The organism is Streptomyces sp. NPDC002306, assembly GCF_053593435.1.
This window is the reverse complement of the sequence record NZ_JBSFCK010000008.1, coordinates 115,638-140,783: the sequence shown is the minus strand read 5'-3', so window position 1 is coordinate 140,783 and position 25,146 is coordinate 115,638. Positions and strand designations below refer to the sequence as shown.

Here is a 25,146-nt window from a genome sequence, read left to right as displayed (position 1 = left end):
ACCGGACAGCACCCGGAAAGAGCCACCGCCCATGACCTCCGCCTCCCGTCCCCGTGATCTCCTGGCCGAGCTGGAGACGCTCACCACCGAAGCCTTCCGTCCGGAACTCGCCGACGTCGACCGACTCCCCACCCTCGACATCGCCCGGCTCATGAACGGCGAGGACGCCACCGTGCCCGCGGCGGTCACCCGGCGGCTGCCGGAGATCGCCGCGGCGATCGACGCCGTGGCGGAGCGGATGGCCCGCGGCGGCCGGCTGGTCTACGCCGGGGCGGGCACGGCGGGCCGGCTGGGGGTGCTGGACGCCTCCGAGTGCCCGCCGACCTTCAACACCCGGCCCGGACAGGTCGTCGGGCTGATCGCGGGCGGCCCGGACGCCATGGTCACCTCGGTCGAGGGCGCGGAGGACTCCGACGCCATGGCGGGGACCGACCTGGACGCCCTCGGCCTGACCGCCGACGACACGGTGGTCGGCGTCTCGGCCTCGGGACGCACGCCCTACGCGATCGGCGCGGTGGCCCACGCCCGGACGCGCGGCGCGCTGACGATCGGGCTGGCCTGCAACGCGGACAGCGCGCTGGCCGCCGCGGCCGACCACGGCATCGAGATCGTCGTCGGACCCGAGCTGCTCACCGGTTCCACCCGGCTGAAGGCGGGCACGGCGCAGAAGCTGGTGCTCAACATGATCTCGACGATCACGATGATCCGGCTGGGCAAGACGTACGGGAACCTGATGGTCGACGTACGCGCCTCGAACGAGAAGCTGCGCGCCCGCTCCCGCCGGATCGTGGCCCTCGCCACCGGCGCGGACGACCGGGAGATCGAGGAGGCGCTGGCGGCCACCGGCGGTGAGGTGAAGCACGCGATCCTGGCGATCCTGGCGGGGGTGGACGGCCCGACGGCCGCCCGCCTCCTGGAGGAGTCGGACGGCCGTCTGCGCGCCGCGCTGGCGGCGGGGGGCTGAACCTGGTCAGTTGGAGAAGTACAGGTACTTCCACGCTCCGTACGTCGTCGAGTTCACGCTGTCGCCGGACGAGCCGTTGACGTACGTCGACCGCACCCGGGCCCGGATGCCGGACTCGCCGGGCGCGCTGAGCTGCACGGCGGTCCGGCCGCTCGTGCCGAGGGGGAAGTACTCCGAGTCCGTGGAGTACCAGCGGCCGCCGTAGTAGACCTCGAGGTCGAACCGGAACTCACGGCCCGGGTAGTACGTCATGCTCGTGGTGAGCACCGGGGCGGTGTTCTTGTGGAACCAGTAGTACGACGTCGAGCCGATCTTCGCCGTCTTGTAGTGCCGGGAGACGGCCGTGGAGACCTTCACCCGCGCGTAGCCCGTGACCTTCACGGACTTCGACGCGTAGCGGGCGTCGCCCTTGAAGACCGCGGTGACCGCCGTGTCCCGGGTCATGTCCAGCGTCACCGCGAGGTCGCCGTGCGAGTTGACCTTGCCGGTCTTGACCAGCTTCTTCGGCTTGTCGCCGCCGAACGGGTCGGACCAGATCTCGACCGTACGGTTCTTGTACGTCGTACCGAGGTGCGCGGTGAACTTCACGTCGGCGCCGTAGTTGTACAGCTTGCCGTTGTTGTTGAGGGTCAGCTTGGTCGCCGCCCGGGAGACGGCGACCGAGTCGGAGGCGGAGGCCGCGGTGTGCTGGGCGTCGCCCGCGTAGGCGACCTTGTACGTGACCGTACCGCCGGCCGGCGGGGTGTCGGTGAAGGAGTACGTGCCGTCCGCCTTGACCGTGACAGCCGCGAGCGCCTTGCCGCGCGGGCTCTCCAGGTCGGTACGGGTGACCGCGACCTTGGTGCCCGCCGCGAACGGGACGGTGGCCGAGAGCCGGCCGGTGACCTTGAGCGCCTTCGCGCGGGTCGCGGTGGACGGTGCGCTGGCCGTGAGGGTGGGAACGCTGAGCGCCGGGCCGGTGAAGGCCTTGAGGGTGTAGGTGCTGTCCGTGCCGGTCAGGGCGAACAGCCGCGAGGAGTCGGGGGCCCAGGCCACCTCTCCCATGGAGGAGTTCCCCGCGTCGAAGCGGCGCACCGGCTTGTCGGCCGCGGGCTTGTAGACCGACACGTGCCGGTCGTAGACCTGCGCGATCAGACCGCTCGGCGAGACGTCACCGTGCCAGCCCGTCTCCGTGAGGCTCCCCGCCTCCGTGAAGCCCCCGTCGGCGTAGGAGAGCCGCCGGGTGCCGTTCCACAGCACCTCGGAGGTGCCGGGCACGAGGTCGACGTCCCCGAAGTAGCGCCCGCCGTCGCTCTTGGCGACCACCTGCGGGGTGGCCCCGGACACGTCGAGCACGTTCGCCGTGCCCGAGCTGTCGCCGCTGTCGGTGTAGGCCAGCAGGCCGGGGACCGCCGGGTCGGCGTCGAGGATCGCCGAGTTGTAGTACGGGGTCACCGCGTCCGGCAGCTGCCCGACGGCCACCGCGGCGGCCGGGTCGGCGACGGCGGGGTCGATGGCACCCAGGTTGCCGTGGAAGGCCCCGTCCTCACCGGTGGTCCGGTACGAGAACCACAGGCGCCCGCCCGCGAAGGCGACCTCGCGCGGGGTGGCCTCGGCGCCGATGTCGTAGTGGGTCCTGACGTCGAGGGTGGCCGCGTCGAGGGCCACGATCTCGTGGCTGGTCGGCAGTGCCGCGTACAGCGTGGCCCCGTCGTCCGAGAGCGCCAGGTCGCTGGGACGGCCGAAGCCCACGTTCAGGTCGACGAGGGAACCGTTGTAGTCGGTCGCCAGGATCCGGCCGTTGTCCTGGTCGGCGACGAAGACGCGCTGCAGGGCGCCGTCCACGACGAGGCCGACGGGCTGGGTGAGAACGGCCGACTCGGCCGACGCGGAACCGGCGGTGGCGACGGTCAGCGCCGCCGAGCTGAAGAGGACCGCGAGCGCCGTCGCGGTCGAAATGCTGCGCGTACGCACAGTTACTGATACCCCCACGAAGAAACCCGGTGGTGCACCGGGGAATCGAGAGCGCCGCGCAACACCCGCACATGACCGCGCGACTCGTGTCGGCGGTGACGCGCGGGGCGCGGCTGCCGGAACGGAGCCTATGGCATGGCTGTGACAATCGAGGAACGAGTTTTCCGCACGCCGTCGCCGCGGGGCCTTCACGTCCTCGTCACGACCCTCGCGGCCGCCCTGCCCGCTCCCCCGGCGTCCTACGCTGGAGGCCGCAGACCACCAAGGAGCAGGTCCCCATGAACCATGCGCAGCTCACCTCCCTGGGCCGTGCCCTCCGTCTCCTCGGCGAGCACGGCGAGGCCCTCACCGCCGACACCCCCGACACCCGGCTGCACGAGGTCAGGGCGGACCTGCGGCGCGCCCTGGACCTGCTGGAGGAGAGTGCCACCACGGCCGTGCCCAACACCCGGTGCGCCGAACACCCCAACGGGCCGGTGGACGCCTCCGCGCCCGACCTGTGCCTGCTGTGCGAGACACGGCGCCGGGCCGCCCGCCGCTCCGAGTTCAACGGCCCCGCGCCGGACCAGCGGCCCGGCGTCCTGGCCCCCTCCCGCTACGGCGTGCGCGCGGACCGGCCGCAACCCCAGCAGCGCTGGCTGCCGGAGCTGTGGAACGGGCAGGAGTGGCAGCTGTGCGGCACCCCGCGCCGGGACCGCCGCGAGGCGGAGCTGTACATCGCCGCCCAGCGCCGCGGCCCCCGGCCCGCGATGGCCTACCGCCTGGTCCACGAGTTCACCGACTACGAGGTGCTGCGGGTGTGGGGCACCCCGGTGAAGGTCGACATCGAACCGCTCGGGAACCTCTAGCGGCACCGGGCGGCTCCCCGGCCGGCCCGTCCTACGCCTTCGCCCCGGAAACCTCGGGAGCGTCGGGAGCCTCGCCTGCCTCCGTCCGCCCACCGGGCTCGGCCGCCGCGGGGGCCGGCCGGGCGATGGCCGCGTCCCGGCCGGGGAGGAAGGCGGCGAGGACGAACGCCAGCGCGGCGGCACCGGCTCCCAGGGCCATGACGACCTTGAAGCCGTTCTCGGACGGCAGGGCGTAGCCGCCGAGGTTCATGGTCATCTGCGCCAGGATCACACCGGCGACGGCGCTGGCGACCGAGGTGCCGATGGAACGCATCAGGGTGTTGAGGCTGTTGGCCGCGGCCGTCTCCGACGGGCCCACGGCGCCCATGATGAGCGCGGGCATCGCGCCGTAGGCGAAGCCGACACCGGCGCCGATGACGCAGGAGACCAGGACCAGGTGCCAGACCTCGGACATCAGCACGATGTTCAGGCCGTAGCCGGCCGCGACGATCACGGCGCCGATCATCAGGGTGACCTTCGGGCCCCTGGCCTTGGTCACGGTCGCCGACACCGGGGCGAAGGCCATCATGACCAGACCCTGCGGGGCCATGACCAGGCCGACGGTCAGCATCGACTTCCCGAGTCCGTAGCCGGTCGCGGTGGGCAGCTGGAGCAGTTGCGGCAGCACCAGCGCCATCGCGAACATCGAGAAGCCGAAGGCGATCGAGGCGAGGTTGGTGAAGAGGACCTGCCGGCGGGCGAGGGTGCGCAGATCGACCAGCGGGGTCGGGGTGCGCAGCTCGTAGAAGCCCCACGCGAGCAGGACCATGACGGCGACGGCGAACAGGCCGAGCGTGGTGGCGCTGCCCCAGCCCCAGTCGGCGCCCTTGGAGACGGCGAGCAGCAGGGAGACCAGGCCGGCCGCCATCCCGGCCGAGCCGACGAAGTCGAAGCGGCCGCCGGTGCGCACCTGGGACTCGGGCACCAGTGTCAGGACCAGCGCCAGGGCGACGACGCCGAAGGCGGCGGAGGTCCAGAACAGCAGGTGCCAGTCGAAGTTGTCGGCGATGAAGGCGGCGGCGGGCAGACCGAGGGCACCGCCGACACCGAGGGAGGCGCTCATCAGCGCGGTGGAACCGGCGAGCCGCTCCGCGGGCAGTTCGTCGCGCATGATGCTGATGCCGAGCGGCACGGTGGCGGCGGCCAGGCCCTGCAACGCGCGGCCCACGATCATCGGGGTCAGGGAGTCGCTGAACGCGCACACCACCGACCCGGCCACCAGCAGCACGATGCTGACGAGCAGCAGCCTGCGCTTGCCGAACATGTCGCCGAGCCGGCCGGCGACGGGCGTGACGACGGCGGCGGCCAACAGGGTGGCGGTGACCGCCCAGGCGGTGTCGGCGGCCGAGGCGTTCAGGTATTTCGGCAGCTCCGGGACGATCGGGATGACCAGGGTCTGCATCAGCGAGACGACGATGCCGGCGAAGGCCAGGACCGCCACCACCGCGTTCGACCTGGGCTGGGCGGTTCCCCCGGCCACTGGGGGCCGGACGGGAGCGTCGGACATGGAGGGGCCTCCGAGGGGCGTACGGGCACACGGATCTGCTTGACTCAGGCAACTTTAAGTCAATTGATTGACTTAAGCAAGAGAAACGGGCGGGCCCGGCACCGACGCGGGCAGGGCGGCCGAGAGCCCGGACGCGTGGAGGAGAGGAGCGAAGAGAAGGGGAGGAGCGAAGAGAAGGGGAGGAGCGGGATCAGTCCCGGTGGTCCGGGGGCCCGTGGCGCGCGATCACCTCGCGGGTGCGCTCCTCGTCGAGTTCGTAGACGGTCTCGTGAGCCCGCGGGTCGCGCGCGTGGAAGGTGTGGAACATCGGACCCGACGCCCCGCCGAGCTCCACCAGTGACGCCGACGCGCCGCGCACCGCCCGCTCGGTCCCCGGCCGGGTCGTGAGGTCGATGCGGTTGACCACGCCGGGCGTGACCCACACCGGCACGGCCGCCAGGAAGCCGAGGAGCTGGAGGTGGAAATGCCCGGTGAGCACGACCCGCACGTCCGTCCCGCGGATCACCTCGCCCAGCCCGCCCGGATCACACAGCCCGAAGGCCCGCTGGGTCGGCACGTCCAGGGCGATCGGCGGATGGTGCAGGGCCAGCACCGTGCCCCGCTCCGAGGGCGCCCTCAACACCTCGCGCAGCCAGTCGAGCTGGGCCTCCCCCAGCCGCCCGTACACCTCCCCCGGCACCAGCGAGTCCAGCGTCACGAAGCGGTAGCCGCCGACGCCGCTCACGGCGGCCCGCTCGGCCCCCGGCAGGGCCGCGACGGCCCGCTCCGTCCCGTCGGCGGCCAGATGCCCGCTGCCCAGCACCTTCGCGAAGGCCTGGCGTTCGTCGTGGTTGCCGGTGGTGAAGAAGACGGGGGCGTCCCAGGTCCGGGCGAACGCGCCGACCGCCTCCCGCACGGTCGCGTACGCCTCCACCGCGCCGTCGTCGGCGATGTCACCGGTGACGACGATCGCGTCGACGGCCCGCTGGTGGCGCAGTGCGGCCAGCATCAGCCGCAGCGACTCGGTGGCGGCGACGCCGTGCCGGTTGGGCTCGTCGGTCCGCTCGACATGGGTGTCGGACAGATGCAGGATCCGCATCTGCCGCACGCTAACGGCAGTCGGGGCCCACGGCCAGAGGGCGGCCGCGGGCCCGTGGACCTCAGCTGAGGGTGCGCAGCGCCGCCGCGTCGTACGGCTTCAGCTCGTCGAGGCGGTCTGCCAGGACCTTCGACGCCCAGTCCGGGTCCTGGAGCAGCGCGCGGCCGACGGCCACCAGGTCGAACTCGTCGCGCTCCAGCCGGTCGAGGAGGTTGTCGATGCCCTTCAGCGGGGAGCCCTCACCCCGGAAGCTCCCGACGAAGTCGCCGTCGAGGCCGACCGAGCCCACGGTGATGGCGGGCCTGCCGGTGATCTTCTTCGTCCAGCCGGCCAGGTTCAGGTCGGAGCCTTCGAACTCCGGGAGCCAGTAGCGGCGGGTGGAGGCGTGGAAGGCGTCGACGCCGGCCGCGGCCAGCGGGGTCAGGATCGCCTCCAGCTCCTCCGGGGTCTCGGCGAGCCGGGCGTCGTACTCCTGCTGCTTCCACTGCGAGTAGCGGAAGAGGACGGGGAACTCCGGCGAGACCGCCGCGCGCACCGCAGCGACGATCTCCGCCGCGAACTTCGTCCGGGCCACCGGGTCGCCGCCGTAGGCGTCCGTACGGCGGTTGGTGCCCGCCCACAGGAACTGGTCGAGCAGATAGCCGTGCGCGCCGTGCAGTTCGACCCCGTCGAAGCCGATGCGCTCGGCGTCGGCCGCGGCCTTCGCGAACGCCTCGATCACGTCGTCCAGGTCCTGCCGGGTCATGGCCCTGCCGGTGACCTCGGCGCCCTCCGCGCCGATGCCCGACGGGCCGACCGGCGGGGCATCGGCGAACGGCGGCTGCCCGGCCTTGCGCACCATGCCGATGTGCCACAGCTGCGGCACGATCGTGCCGCCCGCCGCGTGCACGGCGTCCGCGACCCGCGCCCACCCGGCCAGCTGCTCGTCACCGTGGAAACGCGGCACGCGGTCGCTCTGCCCGGCCGACTCGTGGCCGACGTACGTGCCCTCGGTGACTATCAGGCCCACGCCGGCGGCGGCGCGGCGGGAGTAGTACGACAGCACGTCCTCGCCCGGGATGCCGCCCGGGGAGAACTGGCGCGTCATCGGCGCCATCACGATGCGGTTCGGGACGGTGAGGCCGTTGAGCGCGACGGGACGGGACAGGATCTCCGCGGCACGGGAGGCGGAGGACGCGTTGACGGTCACGTGGGGGGCTCCTGGTGAATTGACTGGACTGGTCGGTATGTGCGTGTGCATCGAAAGCACTGTGGCGTCAACGGACCCGCGGGCCGCCGCATTCCGCCGACCCCCCGCCCATCGGATGTGATCCGCGCCACTCACCACGCCTCACCGCACCGCTCCCCGCGCGGCCCTGCCTGGGATTCCCCGTGAAAACGCCCGAGGGCGGCACCCCCTGTTTCCAGGGAGTGCCGCCCTCGGTACTGAACGGACGGGTCCGATCCTCGCGGTGCGCGAAGGATCAGAAGTCCATGTCACCGCCCGGCATGCCGCCGCCGGCCGGAGCCGCGGACTTCTCCGGCTTGTCGGCGATGACGGCCTCGGTGGTGAGGAACAGCGCGGCGATGGAGGCGGCGTTCTGCAGGGCAGAGCGCGTGACCTTCGCCGGGTCGATGATGCCTTCGGCGATCATGTCGACGTACTCACCGGTCGCGGCGTTCAGGCCGTGGCCGACGGGCAGGTTGCGCACCTTCTCGACGATGACGCCACCCTCGAGACCACCGTTGACGGCGATCTGCTTGAGCGGGGCCTCCAGCGCGAGCTTCACGGCGTTGGCGCCGGTCGCCTCGTCACCCGAGAGCTCGAGCTTCTCGAAGACCGAGGAGGCCTGGAGCAGGGCCACGCCACCACCGGCGACGATGCCCTCCTCGACGGCCGCCTTCGCGTTGCGGACGGCGTCCTCGATGCGGTGCTTGCGCTCCTTGAGCTCGACCTCGGTGGCGGCACCGGCCTTGATGACGGCCACGCCGCCGGCCAGCTTCGCCAGGCGCTCCTGGAGCTTCTCGCGGTCGTAGTCCGAGTCCGAGTTCTCGATCTCGGCGCGGATCTGGTTGACCCGGCCCTGGACCTGGTCGGTGTCACCGGAGCCGTCGACGATCGTCGTCTCGTCCTTGGTGATGACGACCTTGCGGGCGCGGCCCAGGAGGTCCAGGGTCGCGTTCTCCAGCTTGAGGCCGACCTCCTCGGAGATGACCTCGCCGCCCGTGAGGATGGCGATGTCGCCGAGCATGGCCTTACGGCGGTCACCGAAGCCCGGGGCCTTGACGGCGACGGACTTGAAGGTGCCACGGATCTTGTTGACGACCAGGGTCGACAGGGCCTCGCCCTCGACGTCCTCGGCGATGATCAGCAGCGGCTTGCCCGACTGCATGACCTTCTCCAGGAGCGGGAGCAGGTCCTTGACGGAACCGATCTTGGAGTTGGCGATCAGGATGTACGGGTCGTCGAGCGACGCCTCCATACGCTCCATGTCGGTGGCGAAGTACGCCGAGATGTAGCCCTTGTCGAAGCGCATACCCTCGGTGAGCTCCAGCTCCAGACCGAAGGTCTGGGACTCCTCGACGGTGATGACGCCTTCCTTGCCGACCTTGTCCATCGCCTCGGCGATGAGCTCGCCGATCTGGGTGTCGGCGGCGGAGATGGAGGCCGTGGAAGCGATCTGCTCCTTGGTCTCGACATCCTTGGCCTGCTCCAGCAGGGCACCGGAGACGGCCTCGACGGCCTTCTCGATACCACGCTTGAGGGCCATCGGGTTGGCACCGGCGGCCACGTTGCGCAGGCCCTCACGGACCAGCGCCTGGGCGAGCACGGTCGCGGTGGTCGTACCGTCGCCGGCGACGTCGTCCGTCTTCTTGGCGACTTCCTTGACCAGCTCGGCGCCGATCTTCTCGTACGGGTCCTCGAGCTCGATCTCCTTGGCGATGGAAACACCATCGTTGGTGATCGTGGGGGCGCCCCACTTCTTCTCGAGGACGACGTTGCGGCCCTTGGGGCCAAGGGTGACCTTGACGGCGTCGGCGAGCTGGTTCATCCCGCGCTCGAGACCGCGCCGTGCCTCCTCGTCGAACGCGATGATCTTGGCCATGTGAAGTGGTCCTCCCGGACTGGGGTGGATTGCTCCGGACCGCGCTGGCGCCCGCGACGGACGGCCTGCCTGCCCCGTGGTTCCTTGCACCACCTGGCCTGCGGGCCTCACCGAACCGGTCCTTCGTTATCACTCTCACCTTCAGAGTGCTAACGCCAATGATTAGCACTCGCCCCGCCCGAGTGCAAGGTGCGCCCGCGCGGCAGGCACGACGGGAGGCGGCGGTCGGGTGACGGACGGACGCCGGCGCGGGCCGGTGATCCGGGGGCGCGCGCGGCGGACCCCGGGCAGGCCGAAGGGCTCGCACCCCGTGGGATACGAGCCCTTCGAGCAGTACAGAAGAACGTCGCTGCAGTAAGTCGGCGCGTGCTTCAGCCGGTCGCCAGGCGGACCATGTCCGCCTGCGGCCCCTTCTGACCCTGCGAGATCTCGAAATCGACCCGCTGGCCCTCTTCCAGGGTGCGGTACCCGTCCATCTGGATCGCGCTGTAGTGGACGAACACGTCCGCACCACCGTCGACCGCGATGAAGCCGTACCCCTTCTCCGCGTTGAACCACTTGACGGTGCCCTGAGCCATGCCTAACTCCCCTATTACTGGCCCTTGCACAGATCCGCACTTCGCGAATCCGGGTCAGACCTCACCCCCCATTGGCCGGGGGCGTGCGCCGGAACGCGTCGACCGCGGCTGAATGTATCTGTCCAACTGCCGTCTGCAACAGGTCAATCGGACGAGAAATCCGGGCATGACGGGTCCGGAATCTACCTACAATTCGCCTGGTTTCAGGGCAAGTTGGGCCAGGCATAGGGAGCGAAAGGCGCAAAAGGCCTGCATACTTTGGCTGCTTCTTATCGGCAGTCCAGCGGGCTGCGAAGGTCGCCCGCCCTGGAATCGGGGGCGGCTTCCCCAACTGTACCGCGCTCAACCACACTGAATTGCCCCCTCCGCTTCTCTCACGGAGGGGGCAATTCGATGAACTCTCGGTAATCTCGGTTACCGATGGTAATGATCAGCCTCCGGCGACCGCCGGAATGATGGAGACACCCGCGCCGTCCGGGGTCGCGGTCGCCAGGCCCTGCTCGAAGCGGACGTCGTCGTCGTTCACGTACACGTTGACGAACCGGCGCAGCTTGCCCTCGTCGTCCAGGACGCGGCCCGCGATGCCGGTGTGGTTCTTCTCCAGGTCGGAGATGACCTCGGCGAGGGTCGCGCCCTCGGCGCTCACCTCGGCCTGGCCGCCGGTGTAGGTGCGCAGGATGGTGGGGATGCGGACGTTGACGCTCATGATGCGAGGCCAGCCTCTCGGAAGGAGTCCAGGTTCGGGCGGATCGTCGTGGTGAGGCCGGTGCCGGCCACCGCGTCCAGGGTCTTCAGGCCGTCGCCGGTGTTCAGCACGACGGTCGTCTTCGTCGGGTCGAGCAGGCCGGCCTCGATGAGCTTCTTCGTCACGCCCACCGTCACCCCGCCCGCCGTCTCCGCGAAGATCCCCTCGGTCCGCGCCAGCAGCTTGATCGCGTCCACGATCTGCTCGTCCGTCACGTCCTCCACGGCACCGCCCGTGCGGCGCGCGATGTCGAGGACGTACGGCCCGTCGGCCGGGTTGCCGATGGCGAGGGACTTGGCGATGGTGTCCGGCTTCTGCGGCCGCACCACGTCGTGGCCGGCCTTGTACGCCACGGACACCGGCGAGCAGCCCTCCGCCTGCGCGCCGAAGATCTTGTACGGCCGGTCCTCGACCAGCCCGAGCCTGATCAGTTCCTGGAGCCCCTTGTCGATCTTCGTGAGCTGGGAGCCCGAGGCGATCGGGACGACCAGCTGGTCGGGCAGCCGCCAGCCGAGCTGCTCGCAGATCTCGTACGCGAGGGTCTTCGAGCCCTCCGCGTAGTACGGCCGCAGGTTGACGTTGACGAAGCCCCAGCCCTCGCCGGCCGGGTCGCCGATCAGCTCGGAGCAGAAGCGGTTCACGTCGTCGTAGTTGCCCTCGATGCCGACGAGTTCACCGCCGTAGACCGCGGCCATGACGATCTTGCCCTGCTCCAGGTCGTGCGGGATGAAGACGCAGGAGCGCAGGCCGGCCCGCGCGGCGGCGGCGCCGACCGCGCCGGCCAGGTTGCCGGTGGAGGAGCAGGAGAGGGTGGTGAAGCCGAAGGCGCGCGCGGCCTCCAGGGCCTGGGCGACGACCCGGTCCTTGAAGGAGTGCGTCGGGTTGCCGGAGTCGTCCTTCACGTACAGCCCGCCGGTCACCCCGAGCTCGCGCGCCAGGTTGTCGGCCTGGACGAGCTTGGTCCAGCCGGGGTTGATGTTGGGCTTGGTCGCCACGTCGGCCGGGACGGGCAGCAGCGGGGCGTAGCGCCAGATGTTCGCGGGGCCCGCCTCGATGCGCTTGCGGAGCTCCTCGGTGTCGTAGGCCGAGAAGTCGTAGGCGATCTCGAGCGGGCCGAAACACTCCTCGCAGGCGAAGACCGGGCCGAGCGGCACGCGGTGTCCGCACTCGCGGCAGGAAAGCGCCGCGGCGGGGCCCAGATCGACGGAGTTGGTGGTGCTTGCAGCGGTCTGCACAGCCATGGAGGCGAGGCCCTTTCTCCTCATCTTCCTCACGGCGCACCTCGCCGTGAGACGGATTTGGCACCTTCCCGAGCCGGGAGCCTCGCGTGAACGAGAACCGACTGGAGGGTTGCCGGGGCTTCATCGGGCCGTATCCCTCTGCCCCTCTGGATGAGCGGTATGAAGTTGTGAACGGCGGGGCCACCCTGGACATGCGATGGTCATCCGCGTTGTTCAAGACTGTAACCGAAGGCCAGGACAGTTGAGATAACCGTCCGAACCGCGAGATGCCCGGGCCCGTCAGCCGTCGGCACGACAGGCACCACCTCCCGCCGCGAGAACGTAGAAGGAGCCGCCACTGTGCTGGAAGAAGTCGAGCGCTGGCTGAGCACACGCTCCTGGTCCGTGACCGATCGCCCGCTCCACAAGATCCTCGCCGCGAAGCGCGCCAGGGGCCAGTCGGTCTCCGTCGTCCTGCCCGCGCTGAACGAGGAGGAGACGGTCGGCGACATCGTCGCCGTGATCCGTCACGACCTCATGCAGCAGGTCCCGCTCGTCGACGAGATCGTCGTCGTCGACTCGGGATCCACCGACCGCACCTCCGCGGTGGCCGCCGCCGCGGGCGCCCGGGTCGTCCACCGCGACGACATCCTGCCCCGCGTCCCGGCCGTGCCGGGCAAGGGCGAGGTGCTCTGGCGGTCGCTCCTGGTCACCCGTGGGGACATCGTCTGTTTCATCGACGCCGACCTGAAGGAGTTCTCCTCCGACTTCGTCTCCGGGATCGTGGGGCCGCTGCTCACCGACCCCGGCATCGACCTGGTCAAGGCCATGTACGACCGCCCGCTGGGCACCGGGGCCGACGTGCTCGACTCCGGCCGTACGGCCGGCCAGGGCGGCCGGGTCACCGAGCTGATGGCCCGCCCGCTGCTGAACATGCACTGGCCGCGGCTGGCCGGATTCGTGCAGCCGCTCGGCGGCGAGTACGCCGCCCGCCGCTCCCTGCTGGAACAGCTCCCCTTCCCCGTCGGCTACGGCGTGGAGCTCGGCATGCTGGTCGACTCGCTGCACCTGGTGGGTCTCGACGCCCTGGCCCAGGTGGACGTCGGGGTGCGCAAGCACCGGCACCAGGACGGGCAGGCGCTGGGCCGGATGGCCGCCGCGATCTACCGCACCGCACAGCTGCGCATGGCCCGCGGCCACCTGATCCGGCCCTCTCTCACCCAGTTCGAGCGGGGCCCCGACGGCTTCGAGCCACGCACGTACTCCGTGGACACGGAGGAGCGTCCGCCCATGGCCGAGATCGCGGAGTACGCGTCACGGAAGGTCGCGTGACGCGCGCGCGGAGTGACGGTCACCAGCGGTCGTATACAAATATCCCCGGACTGTGCGGGCCTGCCGCACGTTTGAGCGTTTCCGGGCCGGGCTAGGTTGAGGCGTATGGCTTCCACGCACGGTGCTGAGGTGCTGGTCGCGTCCAATCGCGGCCCGGTTTCGTACGAGGTGCGCGAGGACGGCTCGCTGCACGCCCGCAGGGGCGGCGGCGGGCTGGTCTCGGGCCTGTCCGCCATCGGGCCGGACGCGGGGGCGCTGTGGGTGTGCTCCGCCCTGTCCGACGGCGACCGCGAGGCGGTCCGGCGCGGTGTGGGCGAGAGCGGGGTGCGGATGCTGGACATCCCGGCCGACGTGCACGCCGACGCCTACAACGGCATCGCCAACTCCGTGCTCTGGTTCGTCCACCACATGCTCTACCAGACACCGCTGGAGCCGGCCTTCGACGCGGAGTTCCGGCGCCGGTGGACGTCGTACGAGAGATACAACCGCGCCTTCGCGCGGGCGCTGGCCGAGGACGCGGCCGACGGGGCCACGGCGATCGTGCAGGACTACCACCTGACACTGGTGCCGGGCATGCTCCGCGAACTCCGCCCCGACCTGCGCATCGGCCACTTCTCGCACACGCCCTGGGCACCGCCGGACTACTTCCGGATGCTGCCGGACGACATCCGCGAGCAGATCGTGCGGGGCATGCTCGGCGCGGACCGGCTGGGCTTCCTCACCCGGCGGTGGGCGCGCGCCTTCACGGAGTGCGCCGGGGAGGTGGATCCCGAGCGGATCCGCCCGACCGGACCGGCCGGCGAGCCGGGCGCGGCGATCGAGCACACGCCGGCCTCAGGGGGTCCGGCCCGCACCACGGTGATCGGCGTGCACGGCCTCGGGGCCGACGCCGAGTTCCTGCGCGCCCGGTCCCACCAGGCCGACGTCGGCGAGCGGATGGCCGCGCTGCGGACGGAGATCGGCGAGGGTCGCAGGACGATCGTGCGGGTCGACCGGACCGAGCTGTCGAAGAACATCGTGCGGGGCCTGCTGGCGTATCGGCAGCTGCTCGACGACCACCCGGAGTGGCGCGAGCGGGTCGTGCACGTCGCCTTCGCCTACCCCTCCCGGCAGGACCTCGCCGTCTACCGCGACTACACGGCCGAGGTGCAGCGGCTCGCGGACGAGATCAACGCCGCCTACGGGACACCGGGATGGACTCCGGTCGTGCTGCATGTGAAGGACGACTTCGCGCGCTCGCTGGCCGCGTACCGGCTGGCCGACGTCGCCCTCGTGAACCCGATCCGGGACGGCATGAACCTGGTCGCGAAGGAGGTGCCGGTGGTCTCCGACGAGGGGTGCGCGCTGGTGCTGTCGCGGGAGGCGGGTGCCTACGAGGAGCTGCGCGAGGACGCGATCACCGTCAATCCGTACGACGTGGTCGGCACCGCGCGGGCCCTGCACGAGGCGCTGCTGATGCCGCTGCCCGAGCGGGCGGAGCGGACGAAGCGCCTGGCCGCCGCGGCGACCGCGCTGCCGCCGGCCCAGTGGTTCCTCGACCAGCTCGGTGCGCTGAGGGACTGAGCGCACGCTCGCGCGGTGCCGCGGGGCGGGCCGGTCAGCCGAGCCGGGCCGCCAGCGCGCGCAGCAGGTCCACGACCCCTTCCGGGCCGTTCACCACCAGGTCCGCCCGGTCCCTCAGTTCGGCGACCTCGTCGCTGCCGCTGCACACCAGCAGCCCCGGGACGCCGTCGGAGCGGAGTTTGTCGACGGCGGCGAAGGCGGGCAGGTCGCCCAGGTCGTCACCGGCGTAGACGAGGGACTCGGCGGCGAGCTCGCGGGCGAACTCCTGGAGGGCGACGCCCTTGTCCATGCCCGGCGGCCGCAGTTCGAGGACCATACGGCCCGGCTCGACGATCAGGCCGTGCCGGGCGGCCAGCTCGGCGAGGGGGCCGCGCAGCGCCTCGAAGGCGGCCTGCGGATCCTCGGCGCGGCGGGTGTGGACGGCGAGTGCCCGGCCCTTCTCCTCGATCCAGGTGCCCCGCCAGGCGCCGATCGTGTCGAGGAACCCCGGCAGCTCGGCCCGTACCGCGGCGACGCCGGGGTGCGGCGGCGGGGCGGTGACGGTGCCGGTGCGGGCCTCCCAGCGCTCGGCGCCGTAGTGGCCGAGGACGACCAGGTGCTCCAGGCCGGGGACGCCGTCGAAGCCGCCGTGCCGCACGGCCACCGCGGCCGGCCGTCCGGTGACGACGGCCACGGCGGCCACCTTCGGCGCGAGGACGGCGAGCGCGGGGACCGCGTCCGGGTGCGCGCGGGCCTGCTCGGGGTCCGCCACGATCGGCGCGAGCGTGCCGTCGAAGTCGAGCCCGATCACCGCGCGCTGCGGGCGGGCGAGGACGGCGTCCAGCGCGTCGCGGCCCGCCCGGGTCGTGGGGGCCGGCAGGGGCGGCGGTGCGGGATGCGGGGGGTGCGTGTCATGGCTGCCCATACGGCGACCCTATCCGCGCGACCGCACCCGCATGCGTGACTCGGGCCGGGTACCCGCGTGCGTGACGCGAACCGGCTACCCGCGTGCGTGACGCGCGCCAGGTACCCGGCGACCCGGGCCGGACGCGCAACCTCGCGCCCGGTCGCCCACCGCGCTCAGCGTTCCGCGCGCCGGGAGTCCCGCACTCTTCTGAGGCGGTTCACCGTCACCGGGTCCGCCGCGAGGGCGCGCTCGTCGTCGAGGAGAGCGTTCAGGAGCTGGTAGTAGCGGACGGGGGCCAGGCCGAGCTCCTCGCGGATCGCGCGTTCCTTCGCGCCGGCGCCGGGGAAGCCCCGGCGTTCGAGGGCGAGGATGTCCCGTTCGCGGCGGCCGAGGCCTTCCCTCTCGTCGTCCATGACCGCACGGTAGCCCCCGCCACCGACAGGCGGGCTGCCTACTGTGCCTCGGCGTCCGCGGAGTTCGCCGTCGCCTCCAGCTCGGCGAGCACCCCGGACGGGCTGCCGGTGGGCGCCACCGCCTGGCCGATGTTCTTCTTGACGGCCGCGCTGACCGTCGCCCAGGAGGTCTTGCCGACCGGGTAGAGCGTGGCGACGGGAAGTCCGTCCAGGAACGGCTTCAGGTCCTTGTCCCGCGCGGCCGTGCCCATGGCGTCGGCCGCGGAGACGGTGACCGGCAGCAGGTCGTACGCGCGGGAGAAGGCCAGCACGTTCTTCTCGTCGTAGACGAAGTCGAGGAACGAGCCGATCTCCTCGCTGTGGCCGTTCTTCTTGAAGGCCGCCATCCAGTCGGCGACGCCCATCCCGGACGCGGCGGGCCCGCTCACACCGGGCATCGGCACCATGCCGACCCGCACGCCCTTCTCGGCGGCCGCCTTGATCAGGGAGGGGTGGCCGTTGAGCATGCCGACGTCACCGGCGGCGAAGGCGGTGAACGCGGCCGCCCGGTTCAGGCTGCCGGGCGCGACCGGTCCGGTGAGGCCCTTGCCGACCAGCTCGTTCTTGAGCCAGCCGAAGGTCTCGACGTTCTGCGCGGAGTCGATGTCGTAGGTGCCGACGGTCGCCGTGTAGCCGCCCTCGCCGCTCAGCAGCCACTGCATGGTCTCGGCCTGCGCCTCCTCGGGGCCCAGGGGCAGCGCGTACGGGTACTTCACGCCCTTCCCCTTCAGCGCCTTCGCGTCGGCGGCGAGCTCCTCCCAGGTCGTCGGCGCCGTGGTGATCCCGGCCTGGTCGAAGAGGGACTTGTTGTAGAAGAGCAGGCGTGTGGAGGCGGCGAACGGCATGCCGTACTGCACGCCGCTCACCTCGCCCGCCTGCGCGAGCTGGGCGTTGAAGTCGGCCTGTACGGGGATGGAGAGGACCTCGCCTGCCTGGTAGAGGAGGCCCTTCGCCGCGTAGTCGGCGTACGCGCCGGTCTGCGCCATGTCGGGGGCGTCGCCGGCGGCGACCAGCTCCTTGACCTTGCGGTCGACGTCGTTCCAGGAGTAGACGGTGACGTCGACCTTCACGTCCGGGTGCTTCGCCTCGTACGCCTTGACGAGTGCGTCCCAGTAGCCCTGGGAGCTGGTGGCCTCGCTGTCGCCGTAGTCGGCGGCGACCAGTCTCAGGGTCACCTCGTCGGAGCCGTCACCGAGCCCGCAGCCTCCCAGGGCCGCCGTCATGCCCAGTGCGGACGCCGCCGCGATCATCCCTGTCCTGCCCCGCTGGCCCTGCTGCACCGCTGTTCGCTCCGATTCCACTGAACGTTCACCTGAACGGCCGTCCGATTTCCGAATTAAGGTCTACACCACGCAAGTGGACTAGACCTCTCCCGGGTCCTGGGGCCACACTGTCCTGCGTGAGACATGTCATCGCCCTCGACGTGGGCGGCACCGGGATGAAGGCCGCCCTGATCGGCGCCGAGGGCCGGCTGCTGCACCGGGCCCGTCGGGCCACCGGGCGCGAGCGCGGGCCCGACGCGGTCGTCGACGGCATCCTCGACTTCGCCGCCGAGCTGCGCGCCCACGGCGAGCGGCAGCTCGGTGAGCCCGCGGCCGCGGCCGGCGTCGCCGTTCCCGGCATCGTCGACGAGACCCACGGCATCGCCGCCTACGCGGCCAATCTCGGCTGGCGCGACGTCCCCCTGCGCGATCTGCTCGGGCGGCGGCTCGACGGCATCCCCGTCGCCCTCGGGCACGACGTGCGCACCGGCGGACTCGCCGAGGGCCGGATCGGCGCGGGCCGGGGCGCCGACCGCTTCCTGTTCGTCCCCCTCGGCACCGGCATCGCGGGCGCCATCGGGCTCGACGGCCGGGTGGAGGCGGGCGCGCACGGCTTCGCGGGCGAGATCGGCCACATCGTCGTACGGCCCGGCGGGTCGCCCTGTCCCTGCGGGCAGCACGGCTGCCTGGAGCGCTACGCGTCGGCCGCCGCCGTGAGCGAGGCGTGGGCCGCCGCCTGCGGGGACCCGGCGGCGGACGCCGCGGACTGCGCGAAGGCCGTCACGTCCGGCGACCCGAACGCCGTCCGGGTCTGGCGGGACGCCGTCGACGCGCTCGCGGACGGCCTGGTCACCGCGCTCACCCTGCTGGACCCGGGCACCCTCATCATCGGTGGCGGGCTCGCCGAAGCGGGGGAAACCTTGTTCTCGCCGCTGCGGGACGCCGTGCGGCGGCGCGTCACCTTCCAGAAGCTGCCGTCGATCGTCCCCGCCGCACTGGGGGACACCGCCGGATGCCTGGGCGCGGGACTCCTCGCCTGGGATCTCCTGACCACCACTGACCCCTCGGAGGTAACCGCCTGATGGCCACTAGCAAGGTTCTCGCCGGTGCCCGGGTGGTACTGCCCACCGGGACCGTGGACGGCGGCCGCGTGATCGTCGAGGGCACCCGGATCGCCGGCTCGGCCCCGGCCGACGCGCGGAGCGTGGACGTCAGCGGCCACTGGCTGGTCCCCGGCTTCGTCGACATCCACAACCACGGCGGCGGCGGCGCGTCCTTCTCGGGCCCGGTCGAGGACGCCCTGACGGCGATCCGGACCCACCGGCTGCACGGCACCACCACCCTGGTCGCCTCCACGGTCACCGACGACATGGACTTCCTCGCCCGGCAGGCCGGACAGCTGTCCGAACTGGCCGAGCAGGGCGACATCGCCGGCATCCACTTCGAGGGCCCGTTCATCTCGCCCTGCCGCAAGGGCGCGCACTCCGAGGAACTGCTGCGCGATCCCGACCCGGCGGAGGTGCGCAAGCTGATCGACGCGGCGCGCGGCCACGCGAAGATGGTCACCCTCGCCACCGAACTGCCGGGCGGCATCGACTCCGTACGGCTGCTCGCGGAGCACGGCGTGATCGCGGCGATCGGGCACACGGACGCGACGTACGAGCAGACGGTGGAGGCGATCGACGCGGGCGCGACGGTGGCCACGCACCTCTTCAACGCGATGCCCACGCTCGGCCACCGCACCCCGGGACCGATCGCCGCGCTGCTCGACGACGAGCGCGTCACGGTCGAACTGATCAACGACGGCACCCATCTCCACCCGGCCGCACTGGAACTGGCGTTCCATCACGCGGGCGCCGGGCGGGTCGCGTTCATCACCGACGCGATGGACGCGGCCGGCATCGGCGACGGCCGTTACATGCTCGGCCCGCTGGAGGTCGAGGTCAGCGAGGGCGTGGCCCGGCTGGTGGAGGGCGGCTCGATCGCGGGCTCCACCCTCACCCTGGACCGCGCGTTCCAGCGGGCGGTGACCATCGACAGGCTCCCCGTGGAGGACGTCGTCGCCGCCCTCAGCGCCAACCCGGCCCGGCTGCTGGGGATGTACGACCGGGTGGGTTCCCTCGACCCGGGCAAGGACGCCGACCTGGTGCTCCTCGACGCGGACTTCGCCCTCAAGGGCGTGATGCGCCGGGGCGAATGGGTCGTCGATCCCCAACTGACCTGAAACGTCCGCTCGCGAAGAGACGGTGGCGCACCGGGGACTGGGCCGACCGCCGTCTCTTTGGCATGATCAGGCCCCTGGACAAGGAGACACGGCGAACGTGTGCTGAATTCTTTCGGGGGGAGGTCGGTCCGGGTGATCCTCACGGTCACGTTGAACACCGCTCTCGACATCACCTATCGCGTACGGTCCCTGCGCCCGCACGCCTCCCACCGGGTGTCCGAGGTGTGGGAACGCCCCGGTGGCAAGGGCCTGAACGTGGCCCGCGTCCTGGCCGCCCTCGGCCACCCCGTCACCGCCACGGGGTTCGCCGGCGGCGCGACCGGCCGGATCATGCGGGAGCGGCTCGCGGACAGCCCCGGCGTGGTGGACGCGCTGGTCCCGGTCACCGGCACGACCCGGCGCACGATAGCCGTCGTGGACGACCGCACCGGCGACACGACCCAGCTCAACGAGCCCGGCCCGAACGTCACGCCCGCCGAGTGGTCCGCCTTCCAGGAGACGTACGCGGCGCTGCTCGCCACGGCCTCGGCGGTGGCCCTGTGCGGCAGCCTGCCGCCCGGTGTCCCGGTGGGCGCCTACGCGGGGCTCGTGCGCACGGCACGCGCCGCGAACGTCCCGGTCCTGCTGGACACCAGCGGTGAGCCGCTGCGCCGGGCCGTCGCCGCCCGCCCGGACATCGTCAAGCCGAACACCGACGAACTCGCCGAACTCACCGGCGCACACGAGCCGTTGCGTGCCACCCAGGACGCCTGCCGGCGCGGCGCACGGGCGGTCGTCGCCTCCCTGGGCGCGGAGGGTCTCCTCGCGGTGACCCCCGAGGGCCGCTGGCGCGCCGCCCCGCCGGCCCGGATCCACGGCAACCCGACGGGCGCCGGCGACTCCGTGGTCGCCGGTCTGCTCTCCGGCCTGGCCGACCAGCTTCCCTGGCCCGGACGCCTGGCCCGGGCGGCCGCGCTGTCGGCCGCGACGGTCCTGTCCCCGACGGCCGGCGACTTCGACCGGCCCACCTACGAGGAACTGCTGGACAAGGTGGCCGTGACAGCCGAGGCGTCGGCGGCGTGAAAAAGGTCGGGCACGGCTGACGGCCGCCGCCTCGACGTCCGCCACGACTCCGGCCTCGACGTCCGCGCCGATCGCCGTCGGTGGCCGCGCGGCGGCCACCGACGTGCCGGGCTCGCTAGCCCTTGACCTGGCCCTTCTTCAGCCAGAGCTGGTCCAGGAGGACGTTGCACTTGTCGCCGTCCTGGCAGGAGACCGAGATCGTGTTGGTGCCCTTGGTGAGCGTCGGGTAGGCGAAGGTCTTCGTCCAGCCCTTCGAGAAGTCACCGTCCGCGCCATGCGCGAAGTTGCCCAGGTTCAGCTTGCTGCCGAACTGCTTGCCGTTGATCGTGAGCGTCATCGACTGGTCCTGGCCCGGCACGCTGTAGTGCGCGAAGAGCGTGTAGTCCCCGTCCTCGGGGATGCTGTTGACCGTCCACGTGACGGAGTTGCCGACCTGGTTGAGGTTGCCGACGTAGATGCCGCCGCCCGCCTCCGCCCCCTGGACGTCCGAGGCGAGCGCCGCCGTGCCACCGAGCCGCAGAGCCTTCGCGTCGATCTTCGGGAGTTCTCCGGCCTCGGCCGACGCGGAGGACGACGCGCTGGGCGACGCGCTCTCCGAGGTCGACGGCTCCGTGCTCGCCTGGTCGCCGGCCTTCTTGTCGTCGTCACCGCCCGCCATCGCCACCGCGATACCGATCACCACCGCCGCGACCACCGCGATCGCGCCGATCAACAGGCCCTTGGTGTTGGGGCCGCGGCCCCGGCCGCCACCGCCGTGGGCCGACTGCTGCGGAGCCGTGGACGGACCGCCGGAGAACGACTCGGGCGCCGCGTAGTGCGTGTTCTGCTGGCCGTACGTGGCCTGCTGGGGCACCTGGGGCTGGCCGTAGGCGGTCGTCGGCGCCTGCTGGCCGTACTGTCGCTCGCCGACCGCGCGCACCCGGCTGACCGAGTTCGGGTAGCCGTAGCCACCGCCGGACGGCGGCTGAGCTCCGTTGGCCTGACCGTCGGCGTAGAGGTAGCCGAACGGGTCCTCGTCCTCGGGCGTGCTCGCGCCGTTGTTGCCGGGCGTCATCCCTTCGTACTCCTCAACAGGTGCGGGTCGGATGCGGTACGCGTTTCTCTAGGTGTAGAGAATGGCGAGCCTACCCGCTTCCGCTGCCCCAAACGGGTGACTCGGACCGCATCGATACACTGACCTGCGGATCATCCCGCGCGCCGGTGCTGTTTGGGACGAGATCGTTTCTCCACGTACATCCGTTCGTCAGCTGACTTCAGGACTTCGTCCGCGGTCATGCCGCAGTGCGCCCAGCCGATGCCGAAACTGGCGCCCACCCGGACGGCCCGGCCCTCGGCCCGGATGGGCTGGATGATCTCGTTGCGCAGCCGTACGGCGAGGTCCTCGGCGTCGGCCAGGCCGAGGCCGTCGGCGAGGATCACGAACTCGTCGCCGCCGAGCCGGGCCACCGTGTCACCGTCGCGGACCTGCCGGCTGAGCCGCCGGGCGACCTCGATCAGGACCGCGTCGCCCGCGTTGTGCCCGAACCGGTCGTTGATCGACTTGAACCCGTCGAGGTCGCAGAAGAGGACCGCGAGTCCCTTGGTGCCGTCGTCCTGGCCTTCCTCGGGGGCGGCCGTGTGCACATGGTGGTCGTAGGCGTCGTACGCCTCCGTGCCCGGCCGGAAGTCGAAGCCGTGACCGTTGGCGTCGAAGGCGGGATGCCCGAAGGCCGCGTCGTGGGAGTCGAGCGCGGCGGGATGCGTCGACTGCGGACGCCGGCAGAGCCGGGCGGACAGCCGGGAGCGCAGCTCCGCGGAGTTCGGCAGGCCGGTGAGGGAGTCGTGGGAGGCGCGGTGGGCGAGCTGGAGCTCGCGGCGCTTGCGCTCCTCGATGTCCTCGACGTGGGTGAGCAGGAACCGGGGCCCGTCGGCGGCGTCGGCGACGACGCTGTTGCGCAGGGACACCCAGACGTACGTGCCGTCACGGCGGCCGAGGCGCAGCTCGGCCCGCCCGCCCTCGGCCGAGGTGCGCAGCAGGGTGCCGATGTCCTCGGGGTGGACGAGGTCGGAGAAGGAGTAGCGGCGCATCGCGGACGCCGGGCGGCCGAGCAGGCGGCACAGGGCGTCGTTGGTGCGCAGGATCCGGCCGTGCTGCTCGCCGCCCATCTCGGCGATGGCCATGCCGGAAGGCGCGTACTCGAAGGCCTGCCGGAAGCTTTCCTCGCTGGCGCGCAGGGCCTGCTGTTCCCGTTCGAGCCGGACCAGCGCGCGCTGCATGTTGGCACGTAGACGCGCGTTGCTGATCGCGATGGCGGCCTGGAACGCGTACATCTGGAGCGCCTCGCGCCCCCACGCGCCCGGCCTGCGGCCGTTGCGCGGCCGGTCCACGGACAGGACGCCGATCAGCTCGCCGCAGGAGCCTCCCGGCACGGCGGGCGTGAACATCGGCGCGAAGAGCCGGTCGGAGGGATGCCACTCGTCCTCGAAGCGGGGAGCGGGACCGTCGGTGTACCACTGGGGCACGTCGTCGTCGTCGAGGACCCAGCCCTCGGTATGGGGTATGAACACCAGGTCGCCCCAGGTCTCACCCATGCTCAGGCGGCGCTCCCAGGAGTCGCGCGAGCCGACCCGGCCGGTGATGAGCGCCTCGGCGGCCGGGTTGCCGGCGAAGGCGGCGACCACGAGGTCGCCGTCGGGGCGGACGAGGTTCACGCACGCCAGCTCGTACCCGAGGGCGGTCACCACGCCCTCCGCGACAGTCTGCAGTGTGTCCGCCAGGCTGCGTGCGGTGTTCATGTCCGCCATGACCTGGTGCAGCTGTCGCAGGGACGCAAGACGGACGTAGGGCTCCGACTCGGTCTCCATGCTCGCCCTCCCCCCGAGACTTCGCAGCGAATCAAGGGTTGTCTTCGGCGTACGTCCTTGCAGCTTCCCCGCCACTGAATCACAGCGCGCTCCCCACTCGGTACACAGGGTCAACAATTAATGGCTCTTGTGACTCAAGTCACAGCAGAACCTGAGCAATTGAGTGGAGTTTCTGCATTTCCCCTGTGCGTTTACTGAACGCAAACTTTGTGACTGTGAGGACTTGTTGCACGAAGTGTGCCGTGGGGCTCCTGTGCGTCGCGTGCGGGCCTCCGTCCAGGGGCGTAGGACCCTCCTCGGGCCGAGGTCCGATGTGCCGCCCGCGTCGCGGAGGCTAGCGTTTCCGGCGTGCTGAAGACTCCCCCCGCCGTGCCCTCCCCCACCCCCGCTCCCGCCTCCGGGCATGCTGAGGGGGTGAGCAACGACGAGTTCCGCGCCGCGATGTCCCGACTGGCCGCGGGCGTGGTCCTGGTGACCGCTCAGGAGCCGCCGCTCGACCCCGACGACCCGTCCGCGCCGGGCGGTGAGGACGTCGGCATGACGGCGACCGCCTTCCTGTCGGTGTCCCTGGACCCGCCCCTGGTACTGGTCAGCCTGCGCACGGGCTCCCGTATGGACGACCTCCTCGACGAACAGCCCCTGTGGGCGGTCTCCGTGCTCACCGAGAGCCAGCGGCACATCGCCGGCCGGTTCGCCATGAAGGGCCGCATCAGCGACCGGCTGCTCTTCGAGGACATCCCGTACGCGCGGGGCGAGGTCTCCGGCGCGCCCCTGGTGGGCGGCGCGCTGGCGACCCTGGAGTGCCGCACCGAGCAGCGGGTGACCGCGGGGGACCACGTGCTGGTGATCGGGCGGGTGCTGACGGCGGAGGTACCGAGCGCGGACGGCGGACCCCTGGTGCATTTCCGCGGGCGGTACCGGCAGTTGGGTTGAGAAATCCCGTGGCACCGCGTCGCACCGCCTGCCTACGGTCCCCGTATGACGCCCCCTTCCGCACCGCGCCTCGAAGAGATCACACCCGCCCTTTTCGACGCGGCGACCGGCATCCAGGTCCGCCCCGAGCAGGAATACGCGGTCTCCCCGGTGATGCGGTCCCTCGCCGAGGCCTACGTCCATCCACCCGGCGTAGCCTGGCCGCGCCTGATCGTCGACGGCGACCGGCCCGTCGGTTTCCTGATGGCCTTCCTCGACATCGACTGGCGCGCCGACGGCACCCTCTTCCGCTCCGGCCTGTGGCGCCTGAACATCGCGGCCGCCGAACAGGGCAAGGGATACGGCCGCTTCGCCGTCGAGTCGGTGGCCGCCGAGATCCGCCGCCGCGGCGGCAAGGAGCTCCACGTCACCTGGCACCCCGGCCCCCACGGCCCCGAGGGCTTCTATCTGGGCCTCGGCTTCCGGACGACCGGCGAACTGAGCAAGGACGAGACCGTGGGCGTGCTGGAGCTGTCCTAGACCCTCCCGACGGCGAGGCGGGTCACCCGGGCGGGACCCGTCGCGCCGGCG

22 protein-coding genes and 1 riboswitch are annotated in these 25,146 nt (G+C 71.6%); of the genes, 9 read left to right on the top strand and 13 right to left on the bottom strand.

Translation table 11 applies throughout. From position 1 onward, the window contains the following. The first annotated feature begins 31 nt into the window (after positions 1-31). Positions 32-964 carry an N-acetylmuramic acid 6-phosphate etherase gene (murQ, locus tag ACWCQK_RS18275; protein ID WP_451156173.1) on the top strand — a complete coding sequence of 311 codons (933 nt, stop codon included), beginning with the start codon at positions 32-34 and terminating at the stop codon, positions 962-964. Between the two features lie 6 nt (positions 965-970). Here the strand turns inward: murQ and ACWCQK_RS18270 are convergent, their stop codons facing one another. Then, a complete protein-coding gene (locus ACWCQK_RS18270) occupies positions 971-2,917 on the bottom strand; it encodes an Ig-like domain repeat protein (RefSeq protein ID WP_451156172.1) in 1,947 nt (648 codons plus the stop codon). A 278-nt stretch (positions 2,918-3,195) separates the two neighbouring features. Between ACWCQK_RS18270 and ACWCQK_RS18265 the strand changes: the two genes are divergently transcribed. After that, positions 3,196-3,765: a hypothetical protein gene (locus ACWCQK_RS18265; RefSeq protein WP_451156171.1), complete on the top strand. Its 570-nt coding sequence runs from the start codon at positions 3,196-3,198 to the stop codon at positions 3,763-3,765. A 31-nt stretch (positions 3,766-3,796) separates the two neighbouring features. On the opposite strand, the gene ACWCQK_RS18260 is transcribed toward ACWCQK_RS18265, so the two are convergent. From ACWCQK_RS18260 to thrC, 7 genes are all read right to left on the bottom strand, one after another. Continuing rightward, positions 3,797-5,311, bottom strand: coding sequence for an MFS transporter (locus tag ACWCQK_RS18260; RefSeq protein WP_451156170.1), 1,515 nt, complete (start codon positions 5,309-5,311; stop codon positions 3,797-3,799). A gap of 190 nt (positions 5,312-5,501) precedes the next feature. Further along, entirely contained in the window at positions 5,502-6,389 is an 888-nt protein-coding gene (locus ACWCQK_RS18255; RefSeq protein WP_451156169.1) for a metallophosphoesterase, read from the bottom strand. 61 nt (positions 6,390-6,450) lie between these two features. Beyond that, a complete protein-coding gene (locus ACWCQK_RS18250) occupies positions 6,451-7,578 on the bottom strand; it encodes an NADH:flavin oxidoreductase (RefSeq protein ID WP_451156168.1) in 1,128 nt (375 codons plus the stop codon). Between the two features lie 274 nt (positions 7,579-7,852). Then, a complete protein-coding gene (gene groL, locus ACWCQK_RS18245; RefSeq protein WP_451156167.1) occupies positions 7,853-9,475 on the bottom strand; it encodes a chaperonin GroEL in 1,623 nt (540 codons plus the stop codon). A gap of 371 nt (positions 9,476-9,846) precedes the next feature. Next, positions 9,847-10,053: a cold-shock protein gene (locus ACWCQK_RS18240; protein WP_007493268.1), complete on the bottom strand. Its 207-nt coding sequence runs from the start codon at positions 10,051-10,053 to the stop codon at positions 9,847-9,849. A 430-nt stretch (positions 10,054-10,483) separates the two neighbouring features. Next, positions 10,484-10,759, bottom strand: a complete 276-nt coding sequence (locus tag ACWCQK_RS18235) for a MoaD/ThiS family protein (RefSeq protein WP_451156166.1) — start codon at positions 10,757-10,759, stop codon at positions 10,484-10,486. Further along, the gene (gene thrC, locus ACWCQK_RS18230) at positions 10,756-12,039 is read right to left on the bottom strand and encodes a threonine synthase (RefSeq protein WP_451156165.1); all 1,284 of its coding nucleotides are present in this window, start codon (positions 12,037-12,039) and stop codon (positions 10,756-10,758) included. The genes ACWCQK_RS18235 and thrC overlap by 4 nt, the downstream gene beginning before the upstream one ends. 17 nt (positions 12,040-12,056) lie before the next feature. Next, a riboswitch (SAM riboswitch) is annotated at positions 12,057-12,196 on the bottom strand. Between the two features lie 182 nt (positions 12,197-12,378). Between thrC and ACWCQK_RS18225 the strand changes: the two genes are divergently transcribed. Together ACWCQK_RS18225 and ACWCQK_RS18220 are read left to right on the top strand one after the other, a co-directional pair. After that, on the top strand, positions 12,379-13,350 hold the full coding sequence (locus ACWCQK_RS18225) for a glucosyl-3-phosphoglycerate synthase (RefSeq protein ID WP_451156164.1): 972 nt from the start codon (positions 12,379-12,381) through the stop codon (positions 13,348-13,350). Positions 13,351-13,455: 105 nt separating this feature from the next. Next, positions 13,456-14,913 carry an alpha,alpha-trehalose-phosphate synthase (UDP-forming) gene (locus tag ACWCQK_RS18220; protein WP_451156163.1) on the top strand — a complete coding sequence of 486 codons (1,458 nt, stop codon included), beginning with the start codon at positions 13,456-13,458 and terminating at the stop codon, positions 14,911-14,913. Positions 14,914-14,947: 34 nt separating this feature from the next. Here the strand turns inward: ACWCQK_RS18220 and otsB are convergent, their stop codons facing one another. The 3 genes from otsB to ACWCQK_RS18205 form a co-directional block, all read right to left on the bottom strand. Continuing rightward, positions 14,948-15,817 (bottom strand): trehalose-phosphatase, encoded by an 870-nt coding sequence (gene otsB / locus ACWCQK_RS18215; protein WP_451156162.1) that lies wholly within the window; start codon positions 15,815-15,817, stop codon positions 14,948-14,950. 155 nt (positions 15,818-15,972) lie between these two features. Then, complete coding sequence (locus ACWCQK_RS18210; RefSeq protein ID WP_451156161.1) at positions 15,973-16,212, bottom strand: DUF3263 domain-containing protein; 240 nt, start codon at positions 16,210-16,212, stop codon at positions 15,973-15,975. A gap of 38 nt (positions 16,213-16,250) precedes the next feature. After that, positions 16,251-17,501 (bottom strand): extracellular solute-binding protein, encoded by a 1,251-nt coding sequence (locus ACWCQK_RS18205; RefSeq protein ID WP_451156366.1) that lies wholly within the window; start codon positions 17,499-17,501, stop codon positions 16,251-16,253. A 149-nt stretch (positions 17,502-17,650) separates the two neighbouring features. On the opposite strand from ACWCQK_RS18205, the gene ACWCQK_RS18200 reads away from it, so the two are divergent. The 3 genes from ACWCQK_RS18200 to ACWCQK_RS18190 all read left to right on the top strand — a co-directional run bounded on the left by ACWCQK_RS18200 (position 17,651) and on the right by ACWCQK_RS18190 (position 20,799). Further along, positions 17,651-18,595, top strand: a complete 945-nt coding sequence (locus ACWCQK_RS18200) for an ROK family protein (protein ID WP_451156160.1) — start codon at positions 17,651-17,653, stop codon at positions 18,593-18,595. Next, positions 18,595-19,737 (top strand): N-acetylglucosamine-6-phosphate deacetylase, encoded by a 1,143-nt coding sequence (gene nagA / locus ACWCQK_RS18195; RefSeq protein WP_451156159.1) that lies wholly within the window; start codon positions 18,595-18,597, stop codon positions 19,735-19,737. The genes ACWCQK_RS18200 and nagA overlap by 1 nt, the downstream gene beginning before the upstream one ends. A 132-nt stretch (positions 19,738-19,869) precedes the next feature. Continuing rightward, a complete protein-coding gene (locus ACWCQK_RS18190; RefSeq protein ID WP_451156158.1) occupies positions 19,870-20,799 on the top strand; it encodes a 1-phosphofructokinase family hexose kinase in 930 nt (309 codons plus the stop codon). 115 nt (positions 20,800-20,914) lie between these two features. On the opposite strand, the gene ACWCQK_RS18185 is transcribed toward ACWCQK_RS18190, so the two are convergent. Next, a complete protein-coding gene (locus ACWCQK_RS18185) occupies positions 20,915-21,853 on the bottom strand; it encodes a carbohydrate-binding protein (protein WP_451156157.1) in 939 nt (312 codons plus the stop codon). A gap of 131 nt (positions 21,854-21,984) precedes the next feature. Then, positions 21,985-23,643 (bottom strand): diguanylate cyclase CdgB, encoded by a 1,659-nt coding sequence (cdgB, locus tag ACWCQK_RS18180; RefSeq protein ID WP_451156156.1) that lies wholly within the window; start codon positions 23,641-23,643, stop codon positions 21,985-21,987. Positions 23,644-23,991: 348 nt separating this feature from the next. On the opposite strand from cdgB, the gene ACWCQK_RS18175 reads away from it, so the two are divergent. Further along, a complete protein-coding gene (locus tag ACWCQK_RS18175) occupies positions 23,992-24,576 on the top strand; it encodes a flavin reductase family protein (RefSeq protein WP_451156155.1) in 585 nt (194 codons plus the stop codon). 45 nt (positions 24,577-24,621) lie between these two features. After that, entirely contained in the window at positions 24,622-25,095 is a 474-nt protein-coding gene (locus ACWCQK_RS18170; protein ID WP_451156154.1) for a GNAT family N-acetyltransferase, read from the top strand. The last annotated feature ends 51 nt before the right edge of the window (positions 25,096-25,146 follow it).

Excerpts from the sequence above, each read along its gene's own strand:
- murQ (WP_451156173.1), top strand. The coding sequence starts at position 32 with ATGACCTCCGCCTCCCGTCCCCGTGATCTCCTGGCCGAGCTGGAGACG.
- ACWCQK_RS18265 (WP_451156171.1), top strand. The coding sequence starts at position 3,196 with ATGAACCATGCGCAGCTCACCTCCCTGGGCCGTGCCCTCCGTCTCCTC.
- ACWCQK_RS18260 (WP_451156170.1), bottom strand. The coding sequence starts at position 5,311 with ATGTCCGACGCTCCCGTCCGGCCCCCAGTGGCCGGGGGAACCGCCCAG.
- ACWCQK_RS18255 (WP_451156169.1), bottom strand. The coding sequence starts at position 6,389 with ATGCGGATCCTGCATCTGTCCGACACCCATGTCGAGCGGACCGACGAG.
- groL (WP_451156167.1), bottom strand. The coding sequence starts at position 9,475 with ATGGCCAAGATCATCGCGTTCGACGAGGAGGCACGGCGCGGTCTCGAG.
- ACWCQK_RS18240 (WP_007493268.1), bottom strand. The coding sequence starts at position 10,053 with ATGGCTCAGGGCACCGTCAAGTGGTTCAACGCGGAGAAGGGGTACGGC.
- ACWCQK_RS18235 (WP_451156166.1), bottom strand. The coding sequence starts at position 10,759 with ATGAGCGTCAACGTCCGCATCCCCACCATCCTGCGCACCTACACCGGC.
- thrC (WP_451156165.1), bottom strand. The coding sequence starts at position 12,039 with ATGGCTGTGCAGACCGCTGCAAGCACCACCAACTCCGTCGATCTGGGC.
- ACWCQK_RS18220 (WP_451156163.1), top strand. The coding sequence starts at position 13,456 with ATGGCTTCCACGCACGGTGCTGAGGTGCTGGTCGCGTCCAATCGCGGC.
- otsB (WP_451156162.1), bottom strand. The coding sequence starts at position 15,817 with ATGGGCAGCCATGACACGCACCCCCCGCATCCCGCACCGCCGCCCCTG.
- ACWCQK_RS18210 (WP_451156161.1), bottom strand. The coding sequence starts at position 16,212 with ATGGACGACGAGAGGGAAGGCCTCGGCCGCCGCGAACGGGACATCCTC.
- ACWCQK_RS18205 (WP_451156366.1), bottom strand. The coding sequence starts at position 17,501 with ATGATCGCGGCGGCGTCCGCACTGGGCATGACGGCGGCCCTGGGAGGC.
- nagA (WP_451156159.1), top strand. The coding sequence starts at position 18,595 with ATGGCCACTAGCAAGGTTCTCGCCGGTGCCCGGGTGGTACTGCCCACC.
- ACWCQK_RS18185 (WP_451156157.1), bottom strand. The coding sequence starts at position 21,853 with ATGACGCCCGGCAACAACGGCGCGAGCACGCCCGAGGACGAGGACCCG.
- cdgB (WP_451156156.1), bottom strand. The coding sequence starts at position 23,643 with ATGGAGACCGAGTCGGAGCCCTACGTCCGTCTTGCGTCCCTGCGACAG.
- ACWCQK_RS18170 (WP_451156154.1), top strand. The coding sequence starts at position 24,622 with ATGACGCCCCCTTCCGCACCGCGCCTCGAAGAGATCACACCCGCCCTT.